General features: G+C 49.8%; 26 protein-coding genes and 1 pseudogene. 6 read left to right on the top strand and 21 right to left on the bottom strand.

Annotation, left to right across the window (positions count from 1 at the left end; genetic code table 11):
- Positions 1-167: 167 nt before the first annotated feature.
- From mutM to MMIC_RS04705, 5 genes are all read right to left on the bottom strand, one after another.
- Positions 168-983 carry a bifunctional DNA-formamidopyrimidine glycosylase/DNA-(apurinic or apyrimidinic site) lyase gene (gene mutM / locus MMIC_RS04725; RefSeq protein ID WP_072659307.1) on the bottom strand — a complete coding sequence of 272 codons (816 nt, stop codon included), beginning with the start codon at positions 981-983 and terminating at the stop codon, positions 168-170.
- Entirely contained in the window at positions 984-1,475 is a 492-nt protein-coding gene (def, locus tag MMIC_RS04720) for a peptide deformylase (RefSeq protein ID WP_072659306.1), read from the bottom strand.
- An 18-nt stretch (positions 1,476-1,493) separates the two neighbouring features.
- Positions 1,494-2,027: a glycine cleavage system transcriptional repressor gene (locus MMIC_RS04715; protein ID WP_072659305.1), complete on the bottom strand. Its 534-nt coding sequence runs from the start codon at positions 2,025-2,027 to the stop codon at positions 1,494-1,496.
- Positions 2,028-2,084: 57 nt separating this feature from the next.
- The gene (locus MMIC_RS04710; RefSeq protein WP_227819357.1) at positions 2,085-2,543 is read right to left on the bottom strand and encodes a hypothetical protein; all 459 of its coding nucleotides are present in this window, start codon (positions 2,541-2,543) and stop codon (positions 2,085-2,087) included.
- A 179-nt stretch (positions 2,544-2,722) separates the two neighbouring features.
- On the bottom strand, positions 2,723-3,562 hold the full coding sequence (locus MMIC_RS04705; RefSeq protein ID WP_083530448.1) for a phosphate ABC transporter substrate-binding protein: 840 nt from the start codon (positions 3,560-3,562) through the stop codon (positions 2,723-2,725).
- Positions 3,563-3,935: 373 nt separating this feature from the next.
- On the opposite strand from MMIC_RS04705, the gene MMIC_RS04700 reads away from it, so the two are divergent.
- Complete coding sequence (locus tag MMIC_RS04700; RefSeq protein ID WP_171966458.1) at positions 3,936-4,328, top strand: DUF2846 domain-containing protein; 393 nt, start codon at positions 3,936-3,938, stop codon at positions 4,326-4,328.
- A 48-nt stretch (positions 4,329-4,376) separates the two neighbouring features.
- Here the strand turns inward: MMIC_RS04700 and MMIC_RS04695 are convergent, their stop codons facing one another.
- The 8 genes from MMIC_RS04695 to MMIC_RS04660 all read right to left on the bottom strand — a co-directional run bounded on the left by MMIC_RS04695 (position 4,377) and on the right by MMIC_RS04660 (position 12,509).
- Positions 4,377-4,703, bottom strand: a complete 327-nt coding sequence (locus MMIC_RS04695; RefSeq protein ID WP_083530447.1) for a HesB/IscA family protein — start codon at positions 4,701-4,703, stop codon at positions 4,377-4,379.
- Positions 4,700-5,845 carry a cysteine desulfurase family protein gene (locus tag MMIC_RS04690; RefSeq protein WP_072659303.1) on the bottom strand — a complete coding sequence of 382 codons (1,146 nt, stop codon included), beginning with the start codon at positions 5,843-5,845 and terminating at the stop codon, positions 4,700-4,702. Before MMIC_RS04690 ends, MMIC_RS04695 begins: the two co-directional genes overlap by 4 nt.
- Positions 5,829-6,326 (bottom strand): Rrf2 family transcriptional regulator, encoded by a 498-nt coding sequence (locus MMIC_RS04685; protein ID WP_072659302.1) that lies wholly within the window; start codon positions 6,324-6,326, stop codon positions 5,829-5,831. The genes MMIC_RS04690 and MMIC_RS04685 overlap by 17 nt, the downstream gene beginning before the upstream one ends.
- A gap of 87 nt (positions 6,327-6,413) precedes the next feature.
- Positions 6,414-7,151: a serine O-acetyltransferase gene (gene cysE / locus MMIC_RS04680; RefSeq protein WP_072659301.1), complete on the bottom strand. Its 738-nt coding sequence runs from the start codon at positions 7,149-7,151 to the stop codon at positions 6,414-6,416.
- Positions 7,148-8,404 (bottom strand): M16 family metallopeptidase, encoded by a 1,257-nt coding sequence (locus MMIC_RS04675; RefSeq protein ID WP_072659300.1) that lies wholly within the window; start codon positions 8,402-8,404, stop codon positions 7,148-7,150. The genes cysE and MMIC_RS04675 overlap by 4 nt, the downstream gene beginning before the upstream one ends.
- Before the next feature lie 84 nt (positions 8,405-8,488).
- Positions 8,489-10,585, bottom strand: a complete 2,097-nt coding sequence (gene pnp / locus MMIC_RS04670) for a polyribonucleotide nucleotidyltransferase (RefSeq protein WP_072659299.1) — start codon at positions 10,583-10,585, stop codon at positions 8,489-8,491.
- Positions 10,586-10,678: 93 nt separating this feature from the next.
- Positions 10,679-10,951, bottom strand: coding sequence for a 30S ribosomal protein S15 (gene rpsO, locus MMIC_RS04665; RefSeq protein ID WP_072659298.1), 273 nt, complete (start codon positions 10,949-10,951; stop codon positions 10,679-10,681).
- Positions 10,952-11,186: 235 nt separating this feature from the next.
- Positions 11,187-12,509, bottom strand: a complete 1,323-nt coding sequence (locus tag MMIC_RS04660; protein ID WP_072659297.1) for a dicarboxylate/amino acid:cation symporter — start codon at positions 12,507-12,509, stop codon at positions 11,187-11,189.
- Between the two features lie 235 nt (positions 12,510-12,744).
- On the opposite strand from MMIC_RS04660, the gene MMIC_RS04655 reads away from it, so the two are divergent.
- On the top strand, positions 12,745-13,131 hold the full coding sequence (locus MMIC_RS04655; RefSeq protein WP_072659296.1) for a PilZ domain-containing protein: 387 nt from the start codon (positions 12,745-12,747) through the stop codon (positions 13,129-13,131).
- 269 nt (positions 13,132-13,400) lie between these two features.
- Positions 13,401-15,527, top strand: a complete 2,127-nt coding sequence (locus tag MMIC_RS04650; RefSeq protein ID WP_171966455.1) for a two-component system response regulator — start codon at positions 13,401-13,403, stop codon at positions 15,525-15,527.
- 35 nt (positions 15,528-15,562) lie between these two features.
- Here the strand turns inward: MMIC_RS04650 and MMIC_RS12885 are convergent, their stop codons facing one another.
- The 8 genes and pseudogenes from MMIC_RS12885 to MMIC_RS04615 all read right to left on the bottom strand — a co-directional run bounded on the left by MMIC_RS12885 (position 15,563) and on the right by MMIC_RS04615 (position 21,177).
- A complete protein-coding gene (locus MMIC_RS12885) occupies positions 15,563-15,694 on the bottom strand; it encodes a hypothetical protein (protein ID WP_265331364.1) in 132 nt (43 codons plus the stop codon).
- Positions 15,695-15,801: 107 nt separating this feature from the next.
- Positions 15,802-16,683 (bottom strand): beta-N-acetylhexosaminidase, encoded by an 882-nt coding sequence (nagZ, locus tag MMIC_RS04645; RefSeq protein WP_072659295.1) that lies wholly within the window; start codon positions 16,681-16,683, stop codon positions 15,802-15,804.
- A 123-nt stretch (positions 16,684-16,806) separates the two neighbouring features.
- Positions 16,807-17,436: a hypothetical protein gene (locus tag MMIC_RS04640; RefSeq protein ID WP_072659294.1), complete on the bottom strand. Its 630-nt coding sequence runs from the start codon at positions 17,434-17,436 to the stop codon at positions 16,807-16,809.
- A gap of 59 nt (positions 17,437-17,495) precedes the next feature.
- On the bottom strand, positions 17,496-17,759 hold the full coding sequence (locus MMIC_RS04635) for a HigA family addiction module antitoxin (protein ID WP_072659293.1): 264 nt from the start codon (positions 17,757-17,759) through the stop codon (positions 17,496-17,498).
- Between the two features lie 15 nt (positions 17,760-17,774).
- Positions 17,775-18,047, bottom strand: a pseudogene (locus tag MMIC_RS12965) (type II toxin-antitoxin system RelE/ParE family toxin).
- Between the two features lie 36 nt (positions 18,048-18,083).
- A complete protein-coding gene (locus MMIC_RS04625; protein WP_072659292.1) occupies positions 18,084-18,890 on the bottom strand; it encodes an ABC transporter permease in 807 nt (268 codons plus the stop codon).
- Positions 18,891-18,979: 89 nt separating this feature from the next.
- The gene (locus MMIC_RS04620) at positions 18,980-19,903 is read right to left on the bottom strand and encodes an ABC transporter permease (protein ID WP_072659291.1); all 924 of its coding nucleotides are present in this window, start codon (positions 19,901-19,903) and stop codon (positions 18,980-18,982) included.
- 59 nt (positions 19,904-19,962) lie between these two features.
- Complete coding sequence (locus tag MMIC_RS04615) at positions 19,963-21,177, bottom strand: EAL and HDOD domain-containing protein (protein WP_072659290.1); 1,215 nt, start codon at positions 21,175-21,177, stop codon at positions 19,963-19,965.
- Between the two features lie 98 nt (positions 21,178-21,275).
- Here MMIC_RS04615 and ubiG point away from each other — a divergent pair, with 98 nt between their 5' ends.
- The 3 genes from ubiG to MMIC_RS04600 all read left to right on the top strand — a co-directional run bounded on the left by ubiG (position 21,276) and on the right by MMIC_RS04600 (position 25,937).
- The gene (ubiG, locus tag MMIC_RS04610) at positions 21,276-21,980 is read left to right on the top strand and encodes a bifunctional 2-polyprenyl-6-hydroxyphenol methylase/3-demethylubiquinol 3-O-methyltransferase UbiG (RefSeq protein ID WP_072659357.1); all 705 of its coding nucleotides are present in this window, start codon (positions 21,276-21,278) and stop codon (positions 21,978-21,980) included.
- Positions 21,981-22,084: 104 nt separating this feature from the next.
- Complete coding sequence (locus MMIC_RS04605) at positions 22,085-24,172, top strand: LPS-assembly protein LptD (RefSeq protein WP_072659289.1); 2,088 nt, start codon at positions 22,085-22,087, stop codon at positions 24,170-24,172.
- Between the two features lie 61 nt (positions 24,173-24,233).
- Complete coding sequence (locus MMIC_RS04600; protein WP_072659288.1) at positions 24,234-25,937, top strand: peptidylprolyl isomerase; 1,704 nt, start codon at positions 24,234-24,236, stop codon at positions 25,935-25,937.
- Position 25,938: the final 1 nt, after the last annotated feature.

Here is a 25,938-nt window from a genome sequence, read left to right as displayed (position 1 = left end):
TGTAGTTATTGATACTCAGTCATCCAAGGCATGAGCGAATGGCTATAGCAGCAGCATGATTCTCTGCGCAGGAATGACACGCTTACGCAAGAAAGAGCAGTACTTTGAGGTGACTCAGGGCCACACGATCTCTTTTGCATTAATGTCTTTGCGGTGAAACTATAACATCAGCGCTGGCAGTGGGGGCAGTAAAAACTACTACGACCAGCCTGAGTCATGCGCTTAATGACTTTACCACAACGCAAACAGCTCTTGTCAGCCCGGCCATAGACCTGAAAGCTGTGCGCAAAATATCCAGGCTTACCATCTGCCTTAACAAAATCACTGATCGTACTGCCACCGGCCTCTATCGCTTCCCGCAGCACCTGCCTGATGACTTCGACCAGCATAGCCAAACGTTGCTTCGATATTCTTCCAGCCGCCCTAGCGGGATGAATTCCGGCCCGAAACAGGGATTCGGCAGCGTAGATATTGCCAACGCCAACCACGTTCGTCGCATCCATGATAATGGTTTTAATCGGTGCCTTTCTTGCCTTGCAGAGTCCCACCAGATAATCGCTATGAAACTCATCGCCCAATGGCTCGGGTCCGAGTCCTGCAAACCATGCATGTGACATCAGAGTATCTGATGCAAGCAGGCCTGCATAACCGAATCGGCGAGCATCGCGATATCTCAAACTCTGTCCGTCATGCAGATCAATACGGACATGCTCATGTTTGGCCCTGGCATCCTCTCCGGGTAAGACATGGAACTGACCAGTCATACCCAGATGCCAGACCAGCGTCTGTCCATCATCAAGAGCAAATAGAAGATATTTCGATCTTCTGTTTAAAGATGTGATTTTACTGCCTGTGAGCTTCGAAAAATCAGGCAGCGGATAGCGCAACGACTGGCGATAACAGATGGCATCATTAATCGTTCTGCCAACCAATACGGGCTCCAGCCCTGAACGAACCGTTTCAACTTCAGGCAACTCCGGCATCTACAGCCGCCTGACCAGTGTTTTGGTGGAGATCACCCTGTCCGTAAACAAGACACCCTCTAGATGATCTACCTCGTGCTGAATCACGCGCGCTTCAAAACCAATGGACTCAATCTGCTGTCGCTGACCATGCAAATCATCATAACTGACAAGAATGGTTTTAGCGCGAGGCACCATACCAACCCAATCGGGTACTGACAGACAGCCCTCACGTCCGAGCGATTCACCATCCATCTCCTCGACCAACGGATTGGCCATGAGAAGCAGCCCATGATTTTTGCACGGCCTCAAGCTTGCCCGACAATCTACAACGATCATACGCAGGCTTTCACCTATCTGGGGAGCAGCAATACCGACACCGCCGGGACCAGCGCGCATGGTTTCCTCAAGTTCTTCGAACAGCTCTTCCAGCTTCTCATCAAACAGCGTTACAGCGTCTGCCATTTGACGCAGGCGTACATCAGGCTGTTTTAGAATCTTGCGTACAGGCATAAGGATGTGATTCAGTAATTACAGAACGGCGTCATCCATCTCATGCAGATCTATATCAACACCGATATCATTCGCGACACTGTTCAGTGCAGGCTTGATTGCAGCCCCGTGGCCATTTGAAGCAACTTCCAGCGCCATCATATAAACATCACCGTCATCAGATGAACGCGACTGCGTTGAGAGATCGACAATGGATACGCCCAGATCAGCCAGCGCCTCAGTCACGGCATGAACAATGCCCACTTTGTCAGCGCCATGAACGGTAATGACATAATCAGGTTCCATCGGCTCAGCGGCCATCTCTTCATCGCTGATCACCTGCGATTGTACGGTCAGACGTGTACGCTGCTCCAGCTCCGCCAGAGCCGCCTTCAGCTCTCCCATACTTCGATCTTCAGAAAGACGAACAATCAGCATCATCGCGAAACGACCGCGCAGTGCGGTCATGGATGAATCCTCAATATTAGCATTCAGATGTTGCAGCGCATCAGCAACATCACGGACAATACCGGCACGATCATGGCCGGAAATGGATAACAGTACATTGGACATCAGACACTCCTCACCTTTTTCCTAAAGAGTAAACGCCAGCCATTTTTTAACAAGTAATCAGCGATTGCCAATGTTGGCATAAAAGGCGATTCCTGTTCTTGCATCCTCATACACTTCGATCCAAACCGGCCTTCCCTCGGTGATGTCCGGCAACTCAGTATCGGTCACTTTTGCCCGCAGCGTAAGCTGTTTACCATGAAATTTATCAATGATCTGGCAGTTTCCTGCAAGATGATAGCTTTCCGCTTCGCTGGCCAGCGAGAGCTGACAGTTGATCCCTGCATCGCTGAAGCGATCACCGCCAGTGCTTCTCAGCATGTCCTGTTGCAGGTTAATCACATCTCCGCCAATTACACCGGGATTGTGTGACAGCAGCAGCAGCTTTGATGTCTTCATCTGCGATATAAAACCGGGAAAATCGCCAAACATGATCGGATCAAACTGATAGGACTTATCCTCATTCAAAAAGATAATAAAATTAAAACTCTTACCTTCGACGGCTGCACCGGCATGCACTACAGCCGGAGCAAGATATAACATCAATAAAACAAGAATATTTTTCAAACGCATACATCTCTCTGCTCATATTTATTTTTTGCAAGCCGCCCTGCAACATTACTCACGAAAGTGCCATTCAACGACACCATCAGTTCCACATATCCATAACGCTGTCCACAAAGGATGACACAGGTTTGTTATCGCACAGGAATATAGCCCAATGCCTTCACTGTGGCTTGACACTCCTGACCGAGCAGATAATCCATGAAATTTCTCACTTCACCTTTGGCATCACCGTTGGTCAACATCAGTAGTGGCCGCACCAGTTTGTAACTACCATTGCTTACATTAGCTTCCGTTGCCGCAATACCATCAATAGAAAGCAACTTCACCCGACCACTCTTTTCCGCGAATGCACTGGCCACACCGATTGAAGCGAATGCAATACCGCTTTTGTCATGTGCCACCCGATCCAGAGCTACATCCTGGGAGAATGCGATCCATGCATGACCCTTGCCGAATACGATATTGCCCTCAGACTCTTCGCCGCGCAGTTTAAAATACTTGCTGAACAGTTCATACGTACCGTGCTCCTTGCCCAGGGTAACCAGATTCACATTGCTTTCAGCTCCGCCAAGCGCTGCCCAGCTAGCGAACTCACCGTTATACAGTTTACTCACCTGATCGGCAGTCAGATTAGACAAATCGTTGTCCGCATGCACAACCATCACAACACCGTCGGTACCCAACTGATACTGTTTAAGCTCCGGATAGGTTGATTTTTCCTTACCCTTCACCGCACGCGATGCAGCTCCAACGTCCACCTTGCCGCGACCGACTGTGCTGACACCTTTACTGGATCCACCTCCGGCAGAGATCACATGGATACCTGCATGTTTTGCCTGATAGCTTTTGGCACATGCTTTTACGGCGGGTAACACTGTTGTAGAACCTGCGGTAGTAATCACCGTGGCCTCTGCCGGGAGCGTCACCATGCAGATCACCCCTATGCCAGCTAGCAGCACATGTATGTTCATATCAATTTCTCCTGATGTTCTGTAGCAAGAAAACAATCGAATTTTTTCTGATTGATGCAGCCAGGCTAGAGCCTTCACACACTGCTTATTCGCACGTAACCAATGACGCGAAAGTTAATTCAGAAGCATGCCAATCACAACCTGTGAGCTCTGCGGCAAGTTCACGGCTACATTATCCATACAGCCTTTTTTGTCCCCTGTTTGGGGGACATACAAACCACCTGCCGATAATTACTATTTGCAAATTATAAACAACGTAAGCAAACATGGGGAATAAATGAGAACACAAACACGCACTGTAGCTATATCAATGTTATTATTATCCGGGTTCTTTTTGCAGGGCTGTGCCAGCAAACTGCCAACACATGCTGAAATGAAAGAACAACTAAAAGACTATAATCTTCCGAAACCTGCAGAACAGGGAAAAGCTATTGTTTATGTTGTTCGTCCTTCATCTTTAGGAACATTGATTCGATTTAATGTATTTCTTGATGACGAAGAAGCGTCCTCTGAAATGGGCTATACACGAGGAAGTCAGTACATCTATTTCACAGTCTCACCTGGGCCGCATACGATCAAATCTAAAGCAGAAAACTGGGCAGAAATTCAAATCAACCCAGCTGATGGGGAGCTTGTTTTCCTACAACAAAACCCGGAAATGGGGCTGATTATGGCCAGAAACAGCCTATTCCAGGTTCAGAACATCGAAGGAAAATACCGTGTTAAGAACCTTAAGCCAGGAACCATTATTAAAACTGAGAAATAATGTGAGCGAATAAGGTCAGGCCAAAGGGTCGGGCCTTAATTGCAACGGTCACACAGAAAAGGATATACCACAGCCGCAGGTGCCTTTTTCATTCGGATTGTTGTACACAAATGCTGATGACAGGGCATCCTGCTGAAAATCCAGTTGCAAGCCGCGCAGAGCAGTATTGTAAGAGTCTGCATCCACATACAGTTCAAAACCGTCAAATGACTTTACCAGATCATCGGCAGATCCCTCTTCGACAGTTTCCATGACATATTCCAGGCCGGAGCAACCTGCTGTTTTTACAGCCAGCCTCAGCGCCAGTTTATCTTCAGCCACAAGAATTGCTTTCACCCGATTTACCGCCGCTGGTGTTAATTCTATATCAATCATGCTGCCATTCCCGCCATCTTTCTGAGTCTCTGATACACTGTCACCAGCGCATCCACCAAAGCCATTGCATCTTCTTCACTGTTACCCGGTCCAAAGCTGACCCGGATGGAGCTGCGCGCCATCTGCTCGCTCATGCCCATCGCCATCAATACATGCGAAGGATCGCGTTTACCTGATGAACAGGCAGAGCCCGAAGCTACGGCAAAACCTGCCAGATCCAGCTGCATCAGGAGTGTTTCCCCATCCATGCCCGGCAATATCACCAGGCTGGTGTTGGGCGTGCGCTCTGCGTCTCGGCCAATAATAGAAGCTGAAGGCAAACGTTCAGCCATCTGCGCCTCAAACAGGTCACGCATCGGCGCGAAGGCATTGAAATCAATCTCACCGAGTGCTGCTGCAAAACCGGCAATACCGGGCACATTTTCTGTGCCTGAACGGCGTCCTCGCTCCTGACCACCGCCGGGACTGAGTTCAAGTAGCTTCACACCGCGGCGCACAAGCAGTACCCCGACACCTTTCGGACCACCAATTTTATGTCCGGACAGACTCATGAAATCAATGCCCAGAGCTTTAAAGTCCAGACGCCCCTTTCCCAGTGCCTGTACTGCATCAACAAGCATTGGAATGCCATGCTCACGGCAATAATCAGCCACCTGCTGCACTGGCTGCACAGCTCCGCTCTCATTATTGGCCAGCATCAAGCAGACCAGCCGCGTATCCGCACTAATTGCAGCAATCATCTTGTCAGCATCAATCACACCACTGGTGTCAGGTCGCAGCTGAGTTACAGACCAACCCTGCTCTTTCGCACTGGCCGTTGAAAAACGTTCCAGCGGTTTAAGTACAGCCGGATGTTCTATTGCAGAAGTGATGATCGAACCCGGCCTGGAAACGGACAACACGCTGTGAATAGCTATATTATTGGATTCTGTGCCGCCTGAAGTGAACACTACACTTCCCGGCTCCGTGCCAATGTATGCCGCAATTTTATCACGTGCATCATCAACAAACCTGCGCGCTGCGCGCCCGGCCCAGTGAAGACTGGAAGGGTTTCCCGGCGCTTCGCTCGCCGCCTTATTGGCGGCTTCTAAAGCGACTCGCAGCGGTGGACATGTAGCATTAAAGTCAAGATATCGTTGCAATATCCACCTTCGCTTCGACAGGCTGTGGCTGGTTCAGATAATTTTCCACGTCACCGAGCACAACCTGATCAAGATCAACATTACTATTACAAACTCTTTCCAGACTGACTGCATCAAGGAACCGGTAGATATGATGACCCAGTGATTCCCACAGCTGATGCGTGTCACAACGATTGCCACGATGGCAGCCGCGCACGCCATTTTCACACATGGTGGTGCGAACAGGCTCATTCACCGCACGGATAATATCTGCAACTGAAATATCTTCGGCTTCTTTTGCCAGCAGGTATCCACCACCGGGGCCTCGCACAGATTTGACCAGCTCTGCTTCACGCAGGCGGCGGAACAACTGTTCAAGATAGGAAAGTGAAATAAATTGGCGTTCAGAAATTGCAGCCAGTGTAACCGGCCCTTCTGTCTGCTGCTTGTTTAAGTCTACCATCGCAGAAACGGCATAACGTCCTTTACTGGTTAATCGCATCATGACCTCCTAGGGGAAATACCCCTGTAGAAGAGTCGGATATTATAAAGTCGACCATTTTAGTCAAGTATAAATATCAAGAAAGAATTAAATCCCGCCACCCAGAAAGCGTTCAAGCTTCTCCTGCTCACTGAGCATATCCTTTTCAAGATCCTCAGATAGCTTGCCCTTGCTGCCCTTGGCATCAGGGTGGAAGGTGTCAATGCGGGCATTAACATCATCAATCATTTTCAACACATGGCCGAGGGCTTCTGAAACAGGGTTTGCCAGCAGATGGTGATCGAGATTGATTTTACCATCCTCGATCAGTGATTCGGTTGACCCCACCACAGTGCCGGGAATACCAACCACGGTCGAGTGCTTTGGCACATCACGAAAAACGACAGAATTGGCACCGATACGGGATTGTTCTCCAATAGTAATCGCTCCGAGGACCTTGGCACCTGCACCGACAATCACACCATTCTCCAGCGTGGGATGGCGTTTCACCTTCTCCCAGGTCGTACCGCCAAGTGTCACACCGTGATACAGAGTAACATCATCACCAATCTCCGTGGTTTCACCGATCACAATGCCCATGCCGTGATCAATAAAAAAACGACGTCCAATAGTTGCACCGGGGTGAATTTCAATACCGGTCAACCAGCGAGCCAGATGTGAAACAAAACGCCCCAGCCAAAGTAACTTTGCATTCCATAACCAATGGGCAAGCCTGTGCATCCAGATCGCATGCAGACCCGGATAGCAGGTCAAAGCCTCCCAAACCGAACGGGTTGCAGGGTCACGATCAAAAGCAGTGTGGATGTCTTCGCGCATTCTGTTCATGCGCGAATTCTATCACAAATTTCTGGCAGTGCCTGCTCAGGTGCGCCGATACTCCACAGTAAACCCTGTGAAAGCCTGTCAGCGGCCCAGCTTCTGACTGCATCGATATCAGTAGCATGAATCTGCTTCACCCAATCCACCGGAGAAACAAGCCTTTCTTCGTCTAGTCTTGCCCCGAGATACAACATCTGACCCTCAACCGAATCCAACCCCATACGAAACTGTACTTCCAACTGACGCTTGGCTCGCAATAGCTCATCTTCACCAATCCCATCTGCAAAACCAGCCAGAATATCAGCAATGACATCCACACATTCAGCCGCACGGCTGGTCTCAGCACCACATGTGATGCTCCAGATGCCTGTGTCAGATAGTGAGTTCATATGTGACCCCACGCTATAAGAAAGCCCCCGTTTTTCGCGTACTTCCCTGAATAACCGGGAGCTCATGCCGCCGCCCAACATCTGATTGGCCAGCCATGAGACAGGCCGTTCGGTCGACGAAACATGGATGCCGGGGGCAGAAGCCACCATTTGTGCCTGTTCCATCTCCCGCGGCAAGGCCTGAATGCCTGTTTTAATACTGCCCGGCACAGCACGCTGAACTCTGTTGTTGCCTGCAGCCCACGGCATACCAGCCAGAGCATCCACCAGTTCAGCATGTTCAATACGGCCTGCTGCTACAATCATTAAACCCGGCGGGTTATACCAGCGCTGCAAATAGTCACTCAATTGCTCGCTGCTGATGGCTGCCAGGGAGTCATGGTTACCCAGAACCGGTTTACCGATAGCGTGGTCAGGAAATAGGGCTGACACATGCTGATCGGTAATCCACTCTTCAGGAATATCGTCCACCATGGCCATCTCTGCATAGATCACCTCACGTTCGCGTTGCCATTCTGCATCGGGAAGTGCTGCCTCGTTCACCATACCGGTAAGGATCTCCAGCGCATCGCGCCAGTGCTCATGTAACACATGCAGGTGAAAGCAGGTGCGTTCCCGCGAGGTGAATGCATTGGCATTGCCACCCAGTTCATCCAGCCTTTCAGCCAGCTGATGCACATCCATTTTAGCCGTTCCTTTGAACAACATGTGTTCCAGAGCATGGGTTATACCGGCCTCAGCTTCCGTTTCATCCCGCGCACCGATATCGATGAATACGCCAATCGCCACACTCTGCGCCTGAGGCATAGCATGTGTCAGCACCAGCGGACCATCGTAGATCTGACTTTCCTCATAAAAGGTATTAAGCATTCCAACCCGCAAACGACAAGAGGCGGGCAAGCCCGCCTCTTATCTCATCATTTTCAAAAGACAGAGCTTTCACCCGCCTCTGTTTTAGTCTTCAGTCAGCAGCTCTTTCATGGAAAGACGGATTTTTCCGTTACGATCCACTTCCAGAACTTTTACGCGAACTTCCTGACCTTCTTTTAGCTCATCAGACACTTTCTCTACACGGTGGTTGGCAATCTGAGAGATGTGTACCAGACCATCAGTACCACCAACAACGCGCACGAATGCGCCGAAGTCCATCAGCTTCACAACTTTACCTGTGTAGACCGCGCCAACTTCAACTTCAGCCACGATATCTTCAATCATCTTCTTAGCCGCTTCACCAGCTTCACCAGTTACCGCGAAGATCTTCACTGTACCATCATCTTCAAGATCAACCTTGGCACCTGTTGCTTCAACGATACCACGAATCACTTTACCACCAGCTCCGATCACTTCGCGAATCTTGTCCGCCTTGATCTTCATGGTGATCATGCGAGGGGCATGGTCAGCAATGGATTCACGTGCCGTATCAATACATTTGGCCATTTCATCCAGGATATGCATACGACCAGCATGTGCCTGGCCCAGTGCTTCACGCATGATTTCACGCGTCAGACCACCGATTTTAATATCCAGTTGCAGCGTGGTAACGCCATCACGGGTACCGGCCACTTTGAAATCCATATCGCCCAGATGATCTTCATCACCGAGGATGTCAGTCAGAACTGCATAACCGTCTGATTCCAGAATCAGACCCATGGCCACGCCGGCAACGGCTGCCTTGGTCGGAACACCGGCATCCATCAGCGCCAGCGAAGTACCACAAACTGAAGCCATAGATGAAGAACCATTCGATTCAGTAATTTCTGATACGGAACGGATCGCATAACCGAAATCATCCATTGCAGGCAGAACAGCTTCAACACCGCGACGGGCCAGACGGCCATGGCCGATCTCACGACGACCCGGAGGGCCGAAACGACGCGCTTCACCGACAGAGTATGGCGGGAAGTTGTAGTGCAGCATGAAACGCTGTTTGGCTACGCCTTCCAGAGATTCAGTCATCTGCATATCAGATTCAGTACCCAGGGTAATGGTTACCAGCGCCTGAGTTTCACCACGCGTGAACAGGGCAGAACCATGTGTACGAGGCAGAACACCGATCTGGCAATCAATGGCACGTACCTGATCAGTTGAGCGTCCATCAATACGCGGGTTGCCATCAATAATAGAGCGACGAACCACATCTTTTTCCAGACCTTTCATCGCGGATGAAACATCATTGGAGGTGAACTCACCCGGATTTTCTTCACTGCCTGCCAGTTTTTCCTGTGCCGCAGCACGGAAAGCTTCGATCTTGGCTGCGCGAGCAGACTTATCAACAGTCGCGTAAGCATCACGAACTTCAGCTTCAAAAGCTGCTTTTACGGCATCTTTCACACTGTCGTTACCGGCCAGTTCTACAACCAGCTTCTCTTTACCGGCAACTTTCACGAGCTCTTCAATTGCATCCAGAACCGGCTGATAACCTTCCTGACCGAAGATAATCGCATCAATCATCTGCTCTTCAGAAAGCTCTTTGGCTTCTGATTCAATCATCAGCACCGCATCACGTGTACCTGCAACGATCAGATCAAGCTGTGATTCAGCGACCTGCTCATAAGATGGGTTCAGTACAAATTCACCATCAATCAGACCAACGCGGGAAGCCGCAATCGGCTCGGCAAAAGGCACATCAGAAATAGCCAGTGCTGCAGAAACACCGTTAATGGCAACGATATCCGGATTGGTACCCTCATCAGCAGAGATAACAGTCGCAATCACCTGTGTTTCGTGGAAATAACCTTTAGGGAACAGTGGACGAATCGGACGGTCAATCAGACGAGAGGTCAGGGTTTCCTTTTCGGAAGGACGACCTTCACGCTTGAAAAAGCCGCCAAGAAAACGGCCTGCTGCGTATGTTTTTTCCTGATAATGGACAGTCAGCGGCATGAAATCTACGCCCTGCAGTGGCTGCTTGGCCGCTGTTGCAGCAACGTGAACAACCACGTCACCAACCTGAGCGAGGACCGAACCACCGGCCTGACGGGCTACGCGCCCTGTTTCAAATGAGATTGTACGGCCAGCTACTTCGGCCTTGGTAGTCTTTACTTCAAACATCTATGCATTCCTTTTATAACGCGCTTGCCTTTGGCGTGGATAGAACCGATAAAAAGAAAAAAGGCGGCCCGCAAGGGGCCGCCGAAAACTGTTTTACTTACGCAGTCCCAAACTTTCGATGAGGGTGCGGTAACGACCGAAGTCTTTGCCTTTAAGGTAACCCAGCAAGCTACGACGCTGGCCAACCATCTTCAGCAATCCACGACGGGAGTGATGATCTTTATGATTTGTTTTGAAATGATCCTGAGAAAGCTGATTGATACGTGCAGTCAGCAGAGCGACCTGTACTTCAGGTGAACCTGTATCGCCTTCATTGCGACGAAATTTCTCGATAATTGTGTTTTTTTCTTCCAGCGCCAAAGACATGAGCGTTCTTACCTCTTATTTACTTTCCTTTTCATTAGGGCGGCGAACAATAGCGACAGCGTCACTGGCATGCAAATATTTATTATTACCACTGCTCACGGCTGCACATCAGCTGATTTATCAACGGCTATAAGCTTTCCTGCGACAAACACTACGAGCGAAACTCAAGGAAAACCGAAAGCCTGATCAACAACAGAGCAGCGAGTATTTTTATTACACACTGAATATTTTACTACTACGATGCCACTTTGCTGGTATCGGATTGAAAACCCGGCAGTGTCACATCTTTCGCATGACCGGCATCCGGATCATTAAATATTGCCATATCAATGCTGTTTTCACTGCGGGCGACGATGGTAGTAATCGCTGCGTCACCTGTGATATTCACTGCGGTTCTGATCATGTCGAGCAGGCGATCCACACCGATAATCAGGGCGATTCCCTCAACAGGCAGCCCTACCTGATTAAATACCATGGCCAGCATAATCAACCCTACACCGGGCACACCTGCTGTACCGATCGATGCCAGAACGGACATGGCAATAACAGTAAGGTAACCGGTTAGACCCAAATCAATGCCGTAAACATTGGCAATGAATACGGTTGCTACACCCTGCATGATAGCAGTGCCGTCCATATTGATGGTGGCGCCAAAGGGCACGACAAAAGAGGCGGTGGAATTATCGACCCCGATACGTTTCTCAACGCATTGCAGGGTGATCGGAATGGTGGCATTCGAGCTGGAGGTACTGAATGCAAATATCTGGGCAGAACGCATTTTACGCAGAAACTGCAGTGGACTGACCCGCCCAAGAACTTTAAGCAGAATCATCAGCGTTCCTGTGCCATGCAGGATCAGGGCTCCAACCAGAACTGTAAAATAACCGAGCATCGGCAGAATCATGCTCATACCCTGTAAGGAAAAGGTTTTAGCCATCAAGGCAAATACGCCGATGGGAGCCACATGCATCACCACATTGACCACTTCCATCATCACCATATTTAAACGTTCGGACATATCGATAATGGGTTTGCCTTTATCCCCGACCATCAGAATACAGACGGCAAACAGAATGGTAAAAAAGATAATCTGCAGCATATTGCCTTCGGCATAAGCGGCAACCGGATTGCTCGGCACAAGATCAATAAAAACCTGGCTCAATGGAGGAGCAGCAGGGGCGGTAAAAGATCCGGTGGATGCCGCTGCAAGTTCAAAGCCCTGACCGGGGGCAAAGAATGTTGCAACAGCAATGGCCAGACTGATGGCCAGAGCCGTAGTGAGCATGAACAGGGCGAATGCTTTCCCGCCAACACGACCAAGTTTGCTAATATCTCCAATACCACAAACGCCGCAGATCAGAGAGAAGGTTACCAAAGGCACGACCAGCATCTTCAACATGCTGATAAAGATTGCCCCCACGACATGAAACAGCCCCATCACCAGATAGGTCTGAACCCATTGATTATCAGATGCAAAATTATTGATCAGGCTTCCGACAATCAGGCCGGCAACCATCCAGATCAGAATTTTGTTGGTCATATTCATTTTTTTACTCATCCCTTCTCCTGCCTCCCCTGCACATGGCAGCAGTTTGCATGTTCAGCACAACCATGTGATTCGTCTGCCTCGGCGTCAATGTTCCAAATGCGCATCTGTATATATTGAGGTTGCGGGGAGTGCAGCTTCCACAAGCTTTAGCATAGCGAAGGCATACAACACAGTTTATCATATGCTTCAATCCGTATACACTCAGGGGACACATGATTTAACATTGTTCCACAGGGAGGAGTTATTGTTTAATCCCAATCACCGCAAATTCAGCCGGTCCCAGGTTTCCGTTGCGGCATTATTAACACTTGAAAATATGGAGCCCGTCGAAGTGATGGTTATGGATGTCAGCATGAATGGTGCGCTTCTTCAAACTGACCTTAAACTGGATCCGGGTACGCCGTGCAACGTCAGCATCCTGTTGGGCCACTTTCAACATGAATTACCGATTGAGGCAGCAGGCATTGTCGTCCGCACCATTGAGACAGGAATCGCCTTGAAATTTGAATCGGTAAAAATTGATAGTACTCCCCGCCTTCAGAGTCTCATCATAGATCATGCTGAAGACCCAGAGCAGGTTGAAGTAGAGTTCTCTCAAAATGGTGGATGGATATTCAATCCGAATAATTAATTAGAAAGAACACTATCGCGCAGCGGGAGCGTCGCTGTTGAAAGTTCTCTCCCTTCGGCGAGCTGAAAACCTGCGTTGTGAACATGGCTCGGGATTGTGATTCGGGGCTCCTGCCCCTCACCCAAAGGGCGACTATACAGTCGTCCCATTTGGCTTTCCTTCCAAATGGTGATTCGGGGCTCCTGCCCCTCACCTTTCAGGCGAGCTGAAGCTCGTCCAATTCCTCAATCATGAGGAATTGTGGCATAGCATTTGCTCGGGACTTTGCCATGAGTGGGATTGATATTCATAAAGGCAACAATGGCCTGCACACGGTCATGGTCATTGATGACGATGAGTTACTGCGTGAGGTCATGGCTGAGACCTTGCAAGAAGATGGCTATACCGTTGTGGTGGCCAGCAATGGTCAGGAAGCACTGGACGTTTTCAAACATTCCCCTGTCGACCTGATCCTCTGTGATGTCATGATGCCGGTCATGAACGGCTATGATTTCTGTGAAAATCTTCGCCAACTGCCAAATGGTCGCAATATGCCTGTCATTATCATGACAGGGCAGGATGACATTGAAGCCATTGAAAAAGCTTTCGATTGCGGCGCCACAGACTTTATATCCAAACCTGTTAACTGGCCGGTCATTGGACACCGGATTCAGTACACCCTGCGAGCCAGTCAGGCAATAAAGGAAGCCACCCTCAATGCCAAATTACTTTCCGAAGCCCAACGTATCGCCAAGCTAGGCAACTGGAGCTGGGACACCGACACAAAAGAGATGCTCGTTTCAGCAGCCACCTATCACATTTTCCGTGTGCCCCGCACTTCCCCCTGTGTATTCTATCAGATGCTGCTTAAATCCATCCATCCTGATGATAGAGCTGCTTTTGATCTGGCCGTTGAACAAGCTCAGCGCGACTGCCCCTCCGACATTGAATTCACAGCCACTCTGCCGAACGGCACCGCTCGCGATATACACATGCATGCCGAACGTATCCCTGACGGAACAACAACCCAGCTATTCGGAACATTTCAGGATATCACCGAGAGGAAAAACGCCGAAGCTGAAATCCGGCAACTGGCCTATTACGATGCCATTACCGGACTACCGAACCGAACCCTGTTTAAAGAACACCTGCAGCAGGCCCTGCAGCAAGCCCAGCGCAACGGCACCAGAATAGCCGTCATGTTTCTTGATCTGGATAACTTCAAACGCATCAACGACAGTCTGGGGCACAAGGCTGGCGATCAACTGCTTGCTGAAATTTCCAGTCGCTTACAGCAATGCATTCGCGGTACTGATGTCGCAACGAAAGATATTCAGGGGAGTTCCGATTCACTTGCAAGGCTTGGTGGCGATGAATTCACTCTTATGCTGACTGACATCAAAGATCTGCATCATGTCAGCACCGTTGCCGAACGCGTCCTGAAGAGTCTGAGTGAACCGATCATGCTGGTGGGTAATCGCGTTGTGGTCACCTCCAGCATCGGCGTCTCAATTTACCCTGATGATGGGAACGAAATTGATTCACTGCTTAAACACGCCGATGCCGCCATGTATCAGGTAAAATATAAAGGGCGCAATGGCGTATTCTTTTATGACGATGAACTGCGTCAGCAGAGCCAGAACAGGCTCCAGCTTGAAAGTGAGTTATACAAAGCACTGAAAAACGATGAGATGACGCTGTTTTATCAACCCAAAATCAATGCCAATACATTGAAGGTGGAAGGGTTTGAAGCACTGATTCGCTGGATTCACCCTGAAAAAGGCATGGTCTCCCCGGCCGACTTTATCCCGGTCGCAGAAGATTCCGGTCTGATTATCCCGATGGGGAAATGGGTGATTAAAACGGCCTGCCAACAACTTCAAGCCTGGCGGCAAGCAGGTGCAGAGCCAATCACCATGGCTGTAAACCTCTCATGCCACCAGTTTTCAGACCATCAGTTGCTGGAGGCAGTCGAACAAATCATCAATGAAACAGGCGTAGAGTCAGAGCTACTCGAGTTTGAAATCACTGAAAGTGTCCTGATGCAAGATGCGGAAACCGCCATGAGGGTGCTTAATGAAATGAAACAGATGGGAATGAAACTATCTGTTGATGATTTCGGCACAGGTTACTCCAGCATGGCCTATCTCAAACATTTTCCGCTCGATGTGCTCAAAATCGACCGATCTTTCGTTATGGATATTCCTCAGGACAAACAGGATATTACAATTACCACAGCCATCATCTCACTGGCCAAGGCGCTGGAATTGAACGTGGTTGCAGAAGGTGTGGAAACCACAGAACAACTGGAATTCCTGCGCAGCTGTGAATGCGATCAGATTCAAGGCTTCCTGTTCAGCCCACCTGTCCCGTCCGAAAAAGCCGGACCTATGATTTACAAACCTTTTTCAGTTTAACAAGTCAGAATATGCGACATGGAAGGACGGCAGGTTTATTGAAGATAATTGATTAGCAGCTTTAAACCGGCCATCGCAACCAGAACAAGAGTGACAAGGACCATCATGCCAATAGTCGGCGTTGTGCCATAATCGTGGTGAAACTGATTCACATGCCTGCTATCCATAACTATCCCTCCTTCTGGCTGGATGTAACAGTTACGTTGTCAAAAAAACCTGTAAATTGATGTGACAGGGATCACTATACTTTGAATCAACCTTGGCTCAGAAAGCACTATAAGCTGTGATACACATCTGCCACGCCCTCAGGCTCACAAACCAGCAATGCATCACAACCGACGTTCAAAGCGGCCTTGGCCGCATGCACTACGTCATCGCCCACCCCTTTCATGCAGAGGTCATCCGACCAGATGCGTCCGAAAAAGTGCATACGCTCCCTGAGTACATGATGCACCCAAAATGGGGAAAGCGTTGCCACCTCGGGACGCACGGCTGAATAAACCACATGCGCAGTCATAATATGTTTCAACCCTTCTTTAATCAGGACTGAAAATGGTTCGGATTCGTCAAACAGGGTATTCATCTCTGCTCTCACCTCAGGCACGGCCACATGTGAGTCGGCATTCGCACGACCATGGCCGGGAAAATGCTTTCCTACAGCTTCAATTCCAGCATCGCTCAAGCCGCGCATACAGGCCGTGGCCAGAGCAGCAACCTGAGCCACATCTTCCCCGAAGGAGCGTTTACCAATAATTGAATGCCCTTCAGTGCAAAACAGATCCAGCACCGGCGCACAGTTGTGCGTAAATCCAAGCTCCTTCAAGGCCTCACCAGTAATAAAACTGTCCTGGTATACAGCCTGGATAGCAGTGCCTGCGTTGCGGGCATACATCTCTCCATACTCCGCAGCATGTCGTCGTTGATTAAATGGCGCCCATGGAATTCTATTGACCCTGCCACCCTCTTCATCGATTGCCGCCCAGGTATCATTACCCGCACATGCACGCACCTCATCCAGCAGCGCCTTCACCTGCGCCGGACTCTCGATATTGCGCGCAAACAGAATCACACCGAGCGGCGGCTTCTCTTTCAACCAGACCCGCTCCAGCTCAGTTAATTGCAAACTTTCCAACCCGACAATCAAATGTTTATTCATTAAATACTGCTTTCCTTCAGAATTACTGGCCGAATAACAACTGTGTAATTTAATTCTGAATGTCCGCGTTCGGCCAAAAGCAGTCATCAAACAGTTCAATAAGTGATGTGATATTTCGTAAGGCTAATAAGTTTTTTTCTTTAACCACTCCTTTAATTCTTTTATCGGTTTATCCCTACAGCCTGGACAAATGCCGTGGCTAAATTGAGCTTCGGAGTGAGTGGCTATATATGATTCTATTTGTTGCCATGAGTCATCGTCAGCATGAATTTTTTTACAATATGAACAGATAGTAATTATTCCTTTTAAAACTTTTACTTCTTCTAGCGCAGCTTGTAGTTGTTTGGTTATAGATTCTAGCTCTTTATTCTTTATTTCCAGCTCTACTTTCTGGCTCATCAAATCAGTAATATCCTGAACTAATCCATATGTTGTTAGTGGGACTTTATCTTTGTATTTGACGAATGAATCAACTTTTATGTAACTATCGTTGTTATCTTTGATAATACGATAGGATACATTTATATGAGGACTTTGATTTTCTAACTCTTTTTGTATGAGGAAAGCAATGCTTCTATCTTCAGGGTGAATAATATTTACCCACTCTTCGAAGGTTACTGTCGGCTTTCTTAAACCAATTAGTAACTGCACTCGCTGATCTATATTTATTAGATTCTTCGAAAAGTCATGAGAAAACGTGCCGCAATTAGTCCCCGATAGTGTTGCCTCTAACCTTTCTTTATAATCTGACATCTCTTTTACCTCTTGGCCACAAGGGTCTTTTTTTGACACATAACTTGGTAATACATGCGTTAAATCTCTCGGGCGGAACAATATTCGGACGGGACTTGCTGCTCAGCCTGCCAGAGGTCATAGGCCATCTGCATGCCCTGCCAGGCAGCCAGGCGCAGGGCCATATCCGGGCTGATGAACGACTTTCCGTTAATGATTTTGGACAGGGTTAGGCGCGTCACACCCAGTTGTGAGGCCGCATCGGTCACTGAAATCCCCAGACTGGGAAGCACATCTTCTTTTAGTAATACGCCAGGGTGAGGCGGGTTAAACATACGACTCATTCTGACCTCCTAATGTTAATCCTGATAATCAACCAGCACAGCATCTTCGCCCTCAAAAGCGAATGTCAGGCGCCAGTTTCCATTCACCCAAAGCGACCAATGACATTCAAGGTCACCTTTGAGTGCATACAGCTTCCAGCCGGGAATATCCATATCTTCAGGAGAAATCGAAGCATCAAGTCGAGCCAGTTGTCGTCACAGCTTTTGTGCATGCTTTGCCTGAATGCCAGCATTGCTGCCGGTCTGAAAAAACTTTTTATCGCGAACAGTACTGTAAAGTGCAATTATATCCTAATCAATCATCACCAGCCTTACGATGAGCGATTATGTTTTTTCCATGCGCACATCGAGTTTATCGCGCAAGGCGTCACCGAGAAGGTTCACGGCCATGACCAGAGAGAAGAGAATCAGGCCGGGCCAGATAACGAGACCGGGGGAGACCAACATCAGACGGGTGCCTTCGCGGATCATCGTGCCAAGTGAAGCATCGGGCGGCTGCACACCGACACCGAGGAATGAGAGGCCTGCCTCGCCGATAATCACAGCGGCTAAACCGAAACTCGCCTCCACCAGCAGTGGAGCCGCGATATTCGGGAGCAGATGACGAACTGCAATGTAAGCTGAATCTGTTCCATTGGCGATAGAAGCTTCTACAAAGGGTACTGATTTCAACGATAAAACCTGCACTCTGGAGAGGCGTGCAAATCCGACCCAGCCAACCGCAACGAGTGCCATGACCAGATTATCAATACCGGGGCCAAGCATTGCCGCCAGAGCAATGGCCAGCAAAATTCCCGGAAAAGAGAGTACGATATCGGCGATACGCATCAGCAGTGCATCCACCCAGCCGCCAACCCAACCAGCCAGCATGCCGATAGCAATGCCAACCGCACCACCAAACAGCACCACCGTAACGCCAACCGTCAGGGATAACTGAAGCCCTTCGGAAAGCCTGGCCAGCACATCGCGCCCCAAGGCATCGGTGCCGAGCAGATGAGTACTGCCCATGCCATGCAACACCGCATCGAGATCAATGGCATGACTATTCTCCCCGCTCACTGCCGCCACGAGTAGCACCAGCAAGGGGAAAGAGAGGCAGAAACCTGCCAGCCTCAGTGCCGATTTAGACATACAACGCCCTCAATCTTTGACTCAAGACATACATGCGCCCCATCAACTTTACTTTGCGTAACTTTGCGTACTCTGCGGTGAAAAAGCCGTTACGCATGCCGCTGCCTCGGATCGAGCCACATGCCCAGCAGATCGGCCAGCAGATTCGCCAAGACATAAAACCCGGCAATAAGCAGCACACAGCCCTGCACCAGCGGATAGTCACGGCTTTGTATCGCCTCAATCGTCAATAGCCCCAGCCCCGGCCAGTCGAATACGGTTTCGGTAATCACCGCACCACCAAGTACGGCCCCTAACTGCAGGGCAAACATGGTAATCACCGGAATTGCGGCCAGGCGTGCAGCATGGCGCCACCAGATGATACGATCAGCCACGCCGAATGCGCGCGCAGTTCGAGTTGCATCCATACTCATCGCTTCCAGCCATGAGGAGCGGGCCATGCGCGAGAGTACTGCTGCCAGCGCCGTACCCAGTGTCACGGCAGGCAGGACTATTGAGCCCGGCTGATCCATGCCGGAAACCGGCAGCCAACCTAGGCCTACTGCAAACAACAGCATCAACATGGGGCCAAGCCAGAAGTTAGGAATAGAGACACCAATCAGGGAGAACCCCATCGCCCCCACATCCTGTGCTTTGCCTGCATGGCGGGCAGCCCAATAACCCAGGGGTAGCGCCAGAAGCACAGCCAGCAGGAGACTGATGACTGCAAGTTTGGCAGTCGCAGGCACACGCTCAACAATACGTTCCAGCACAGGTCTGTGATCAATCAGACTTGTGCCCCAATCACCTGTGGCAAGTCCCGAGAGATAAGTGGCATATTGATAAAGAATCGGTTGATCGAGATTCAGAGCCTGACGCAAAGCCTCCCGGTCTGCAGGCATGGCTGTCTCACCCAGCAAGGCATCAACAGGGTCTCCCGGCACCATATGCAGCAAAAAGAACACGAGTGTGGCCACCCCCAGCAGTGTGGGAATAGCCTGCAGCAGGCGGGTTAATATAATCTGACCGAACACCCGGCCAGCCTAGCCGCGAAGAAGGTCGGAAAGAAGTCCTCTAAATTGAGAACAGCTATTTATAACGCGGAGAGTGCCGCCATCTGTTGGTCTGCCCAGAGCATCGACTCAGTCTGCAGACGTGTCAGTTCAGCATATGTGATGCGTTTACCATCATTACTGAACAACCTGATCACATCCCAGTCACCCGTTTCAAGAGCTCTGGCTACAGCAAGTTTTTCACCCATTGCTGACCGGGCATCAATCAATCCGTTATGGACGTGTTCAGCCAGAGACACTTCAACGAGTGACTCCTGCATGGAGCAATCCAGCAGCGCATCAAGAATGGAAAACAGGCCGGTAAGGAAATCATCCTCGATAGCTTCATCTCCCATCGCCCTTGCCAGCATTTCAAGAAAACGGGCACGCCACAGGGCCTGGCGAATCAGTTCTTTCGGTTTATTTTCAGCCAGCGATGTCATGGTCAGCAGGGTCAGCCAGCGGCGAATATTACTCAGCCCCAGCAAACTCAATGCCTGTTCAATCGACTGCACCTCACGTCTGAGCGCAAAAGCCGCTGAGTTGATATATTTTAACAAGCGGTAGGAGAGCGTCACATCCTGCTTCACCACATCAAACATCTCATCAATCGAGGTCGCAGTCATAGCCTGCTGCATTGCGCGCAAAACCGACATGCGTGATTCCGGCGGCTTGCTGCCACTGACAATATCGGGTTTGCAGTAGAAATAACCCTGATACAGATCGAAACCCAGAGCCTTGGCTTTTTCAGCCTCTTCATATGAATCAATTTTTTCAGCCAGAAACTTTACATTTTCATGCCTGAACGCACTGATGATATTACCCGGATCTTCCTCAGCCTCAATCCAGTCCACTTTGATAATATCCACCAGGTCGACAAATGGCCGCGCATGTTCAACGCTAATCACATCATCGAGAGCCAGGGTATAACCCGCATCTTTTAAGTTTCTGCAAGCCTCTAATACAGCGGGGCCGGGATTCACATGTTCAAGCACCTCCAGAACCACTTGCTGCTGTGGCAGTGCCTGAGAAAGTCCTGTCTCATGCAATAAAAATGACTCATCTATATTGAAAAAAACAGGCAATGCGCCAGCTATATTTTCCAGTCCGATATCCATGACAGCGTTGACCATCACCTGCGAGGTCATTTCAACATCGGAACCCTGAGCCCCGCCCCGAAACAGCATCTCGTATGCAACCACGTTGTAGTCACGGTCGAAAATAGGTTGGCGACCAATCAGAATTTCATTCGACATGTGAATCTCCCAAAGAAAACAATGCTATGTAGGCATGCAATTATTATGCCATCAAACAGGCCTTGCCATGCACGAGCGGCATCGACATGATTTCGCATATGCAGACACAACATTTTGACGCGGAAGAAATTGCCAAGTTCGAAGCCATGGCAGAGGAGTGGTGGGACCCCACCGGTAAATTCAAACCGCTGCACAAAATCAATCCAATCAGACTCGATTACATTGCGCGTCAGGTAGATCTGCCAGAAGCACGCGTTCTCGATGTGGGTTGCGGCGGCGGTCTGTTGGCCGAAGGCATGGCATCACGCGGTGCCACAGTGTCTGGTATTGACCGCTCCCCCAAAGCACTGGCAGTTGCGCGCCTGCATAGCGAGCAATCCGGTGTGCCGGTTGAATATATCGAGAATGATGCTGAAAGCTGGGCTGAATCGCATCAGGATCATTATGATGCAGTAACCTGTCTGGAAGTTCTGGAACATGTGCCGGATGTGCCACGCACTGTCTCCGCTTGCGCCGCTATGATTAAACCCGGTGGCCATTTCTTTTTTGCCACTCTCAATCGTAATCCAGTCTCCTATATCAAGGCGATTCTGGGGGCTGAATATATCCTCGGCTGGTTGCCCAAAGGTACCCATGAATATGCAAAGTTTATCAAACCTTCTGAAATGAATACGGCACTCCGGCACGCAGGGCTGGAAATCAAAGACCTGCGCGGCATGTCCTATGCCATGCTGACCGATCATTTCACGCTGTCTGATGATCTGTCTGTGAATTATCTGGGTTTTGCTATCAAACCTGAATAAATGCTCCGCCTGAAGACTTAAGCGGGCAAAAGCAATAAAGATCATTGCATGCGGCCTGTTTACTTTAGTGGACGGTTAGAAATTGCAGGATAGCCTGCCACCCCATGCTTCAACTACCCCGACTGCTTTTTATTGCAGCCATGTTTTTCATGGCGTCTACAGCTTATGCCGCACCAGTTGATATTGCTGCGGATGAAATCGCGCGCAATCCCGACGGTACCGTTGTCGCTAAAGGCAATGTCATCATCAAACGAGTCGCCGACATCTTGTATGCTGATGAAGTGATTTATCGTACTGAACAACAGGTACTGGAAGCCCGTGGCCATGTTGTTATTGAGTCCCCGCAGGCAACCATTCGCGCCAATGAAGCAGTGATGAATACGGGAAGCCAGACAGGTAATATTTTAAATGCCGTGATTACGCTGCCGGGGGGTGAACGCCTGCAGGCTGCCCGCCTGAAGCGCATTGACGATCAGACCTTTGAAGCTGAAGAGATCATTTATTCCGCCTGCCCGATTAATGAAGAATCATGGCGAGTCAGAGCCAATCACGCCCTGCTCGACCAGCAGGATGGCAGCTTAACCACGACAGATGCTCGCTTTGAACTCTGGCAAGTGCCCGTGCTCTATGCACCATGGTGGCAGCAACCTCTCAGGCGCAAATCCGGCCTGCTTATGCCATCGGTAGGCAGTGGCAACCGCAGAGGCACCGAGATAGGTCTCCCGTTTTATTTTGCTCCGGCTGAAAGCTGGGATGCCACCCTGACGCCGCGCTGGATGAGTGCACGCGGCTTCATGGGTGAAGCGGAATTTCGCCACGCATCATCCATAGGCACGGAAACAATGTCTGCAGCCGGTATCAACGACACATTAACGGCCAGATCACGTGTCCGATTACAGTCTGACATACACTGGCATCTTCCAGCCGGCTTCAGCTTTGATGTGGAGGCCGACCATGTCAGCGACAGTGATTACCTGGCTGATTTCGGCACTGAAGAGGGCAGCAGCACACGCTATCTGCAAAGTAGCGCAACACTTTCTCAATCGGGCATCTATGATAACCTGGAAGAAGAGCTGAGCCTTACCGCGCAACATCAGCAGGATCTGCTGTTAACAAGCAATGCAACAACACTGCAGATTCTGCCACGACTGCAGAGCAGCTTAATTTGGCCTGCACTGCCCAGCCTGACGCTCGGTTTTGAACAGCAGACCACCCGCTTTGATCGCAGACTTGGCGTAGATGGCTGGCGCATGGTTTTGCATCCATTCATGGAAATCCCGTTAGAACTGGCAGGCGGTGGTATTTCAGCCAAACTGCATGTGGGAACACATCACACCCGTTATTGGCTCAAACAGCTGGCTGCCAATGCTCAAAGCAATCCATCGCGAACCACGGCTGAGGCCAGCCTGGAAGTACGCAGTGATTTTGAAGGCATCAATAGTGAGCGCACATGGCGCCACGCCATCTCGCCCATCCTGCGATATGATTTTGTCAGCGCACCGGATCAAAGTAATCTTCCGAATTTTGACTCGACCTTCGGCCTGCTTTCCTGGAGCAATCTGATGTCAGGCAACCGTTTTTCCGGTTTCGATCGCATTGAAAAAGCCAACAGATTCAGCCTGGTACTTGAAAACCGTCTACAGCATAAAGTGAATCCTGAATCCGCAGCCACAGACTTTCTGGTCGTTCGCGCCGGTGCCTCATACAGCCTGCAGCGGCAAACTGTTGATGCCGCACTGAAACCGGCGGCAACCCGGCCATTCTCAAATCTGCTCGCCGAAATTACCTTTCAACCAGCTTCCGGCATAAGTATGTATAGCTCGGGGCAATACAATACAGTTGATCGATACTGGGCCACAATCAGCTCAGCCATTAACCTGAATGGCAAGATGGGTAATTTGACGCTCTCCCACCAACTGACCGATGCACGCTACACCACAGAATCACAGTTGCTGAATGTCGCTGCCAGTCTTCGTTTGGGCAACAGATGGCTGGCCAAAGGCAGCTGGCAATATGATCACCTATTGAAGATCTCCCAATATACTTCGCTGGGCATGCAGTATCAGCACCCCTGCTGGAAGCTCGGAGCGGAAGGATATCGTATCAACCGCCGTACAGGCACTGCCAAAGCATCCAACCTGGGGTTCAGAATCTTGCTTGAATTCAAAGGGCTAGGTAGCGTCGGTTCGTGAGATTTCGGACCACCCATTGTCCGCCATATATCTATGACCACCCCATTCACCCGGAGTTTACATGCGCTTCCTGATTTTGCTGACCAGCCTGCTGACTTTTATCTCAGCCGCGAAAGCTGAAACATTTGATTCCATCGCAGCCATCGTCAACAACGAAGCCATCAGCTGTTATGAAGTTCAGCGTGAAATTCAAACTGCCGTTGCCCAAATCCGCCAATCAGGCCAGTCATCCCCACTATCATACAACGATCTGAAACAGAGGGCCTTTGATGGAAAAATCGACAAATTGCTGCAGGTGCAGGAAGCCCGAAAACTGGAGTTGAGCGTCACGAATGAAGAGTTCGACAATGCCGTACGGGATATTGAAAGCAGAAACAATCTGTTGCCAGGACAACTGAAAGAAGCCATTGAGCAGCAGGGCATGGATTTTGAAGATTACAAAGAAACCCTGAAAGACCAGATGCTCATCGGCAAACTCATCAACACAGGCGTACGCAGTAAATTGAACATATCTGAAGAGGCGATGAAGGAATATCACCGTAAATATCTGGCCGACCCGAAACCTCGCAGAGAGGTGCGACTCGCCCAGATTTTCCTGTCAGTCCCGAATGAACCAACACCGGAACAGCTCAGTAAGGTTCGCGATAAAGTTCGTCAGATTCACCAGCAACTTGTTGAAGGCAAGGACTTCACCCAGATGGTCACCAACTACTCCCAGTCCGCGGAAGTGGAACAGCAGGGTGTCATGGGCTGGTTCATGCATGGTGGCATCTCCCAGCGCTTCGCATCAGCACTGGATTTACCTGTGAACGGCATCACCGACCCCATTCGCGCACCTGCCGGATTTCACATCATCAAAGTCCTTGAAGAAAGATGGCAGGACCCTGAACAGATGGGGGAAAGTTACTATGAAGCTCATGCTCGCCATATCCTGCTGCAAATCCCGCCACTCGCAGATGAAAGCACAGAAGCTAAAATCAGACAGCGTGCGGAAGTTATAGCCAGGGAAATGAACGGTGCAACAGATGAAGAGTTTGCTGCACGTGCCGAGGAAGAATCACAGGGACCAAGTGCCAGCAAAGGCGGTGATCTGGGCTGGTTCAAAAAAGGCATGATGATCCCTGAATTTGAAGAAGCCGCATTTAAACTCAAAGCCGGAGAAACCAGTGGCGTTGTAGAGACAAGCTTTGGCTTGCATATCATCCGCGTCATCAACCAGCGCCACATCGATCCCAACTCATTTGAAGCCCACCGCGATAATATTCAGCAGATCCTCACCAACAGCGCCATGCAGGAACAACTACCGCGCTGGTTAGCCGGCCTGAAGGCCTCAGCATCGATTGAAAAATTCAGTTGTGAAGGCATCAGCAGGGAAAGAGCTACAGCGCCGCAGATTCAACCCGAAGTGCAAAAAGCTGAGACACAGACCACACCTGAGGCCGTAGTTGAAAGCTGGCGCAAGGCATGGAGCTCCAAAGATCTGGAAGCATACCTTGCCAACTATTCCGATCACTTCCATGTTGGAAAATCCCACACATCTATCGCTGCATGGAAAACATATCGAAAAGAGATGATTGAAAACAAAGCCTATATCCGTATTTCAATCAGCAATCTGAAGCTTACAGCTGTTGATGATAAGCATGTCCGCTGTGAATTCACGCAGGATTATAAATCTGATATCTATTCCAGTCGTGATAAAAAGGCACTTGTCCTGGAAAAAGAGGGAAACAGCTGGAAAATCATCCGCGAATTAACCTTCCTCTAAA

It is taken from the genome of Mariprofundus micogutta, from assembly GCF_001895085.1.
Taxonomy (GTDB): Bacteria; Pseudomonadota; Zetaproteobacteria; order Mariprofundales; family Mariprofundaceae; genus Mariprofundus; species Mariprofundus micogutta.
Note: the sequence above shows the minus strand (reverse complement) of the source record. Positions and strands in the feature narration are given on the sequence as shown.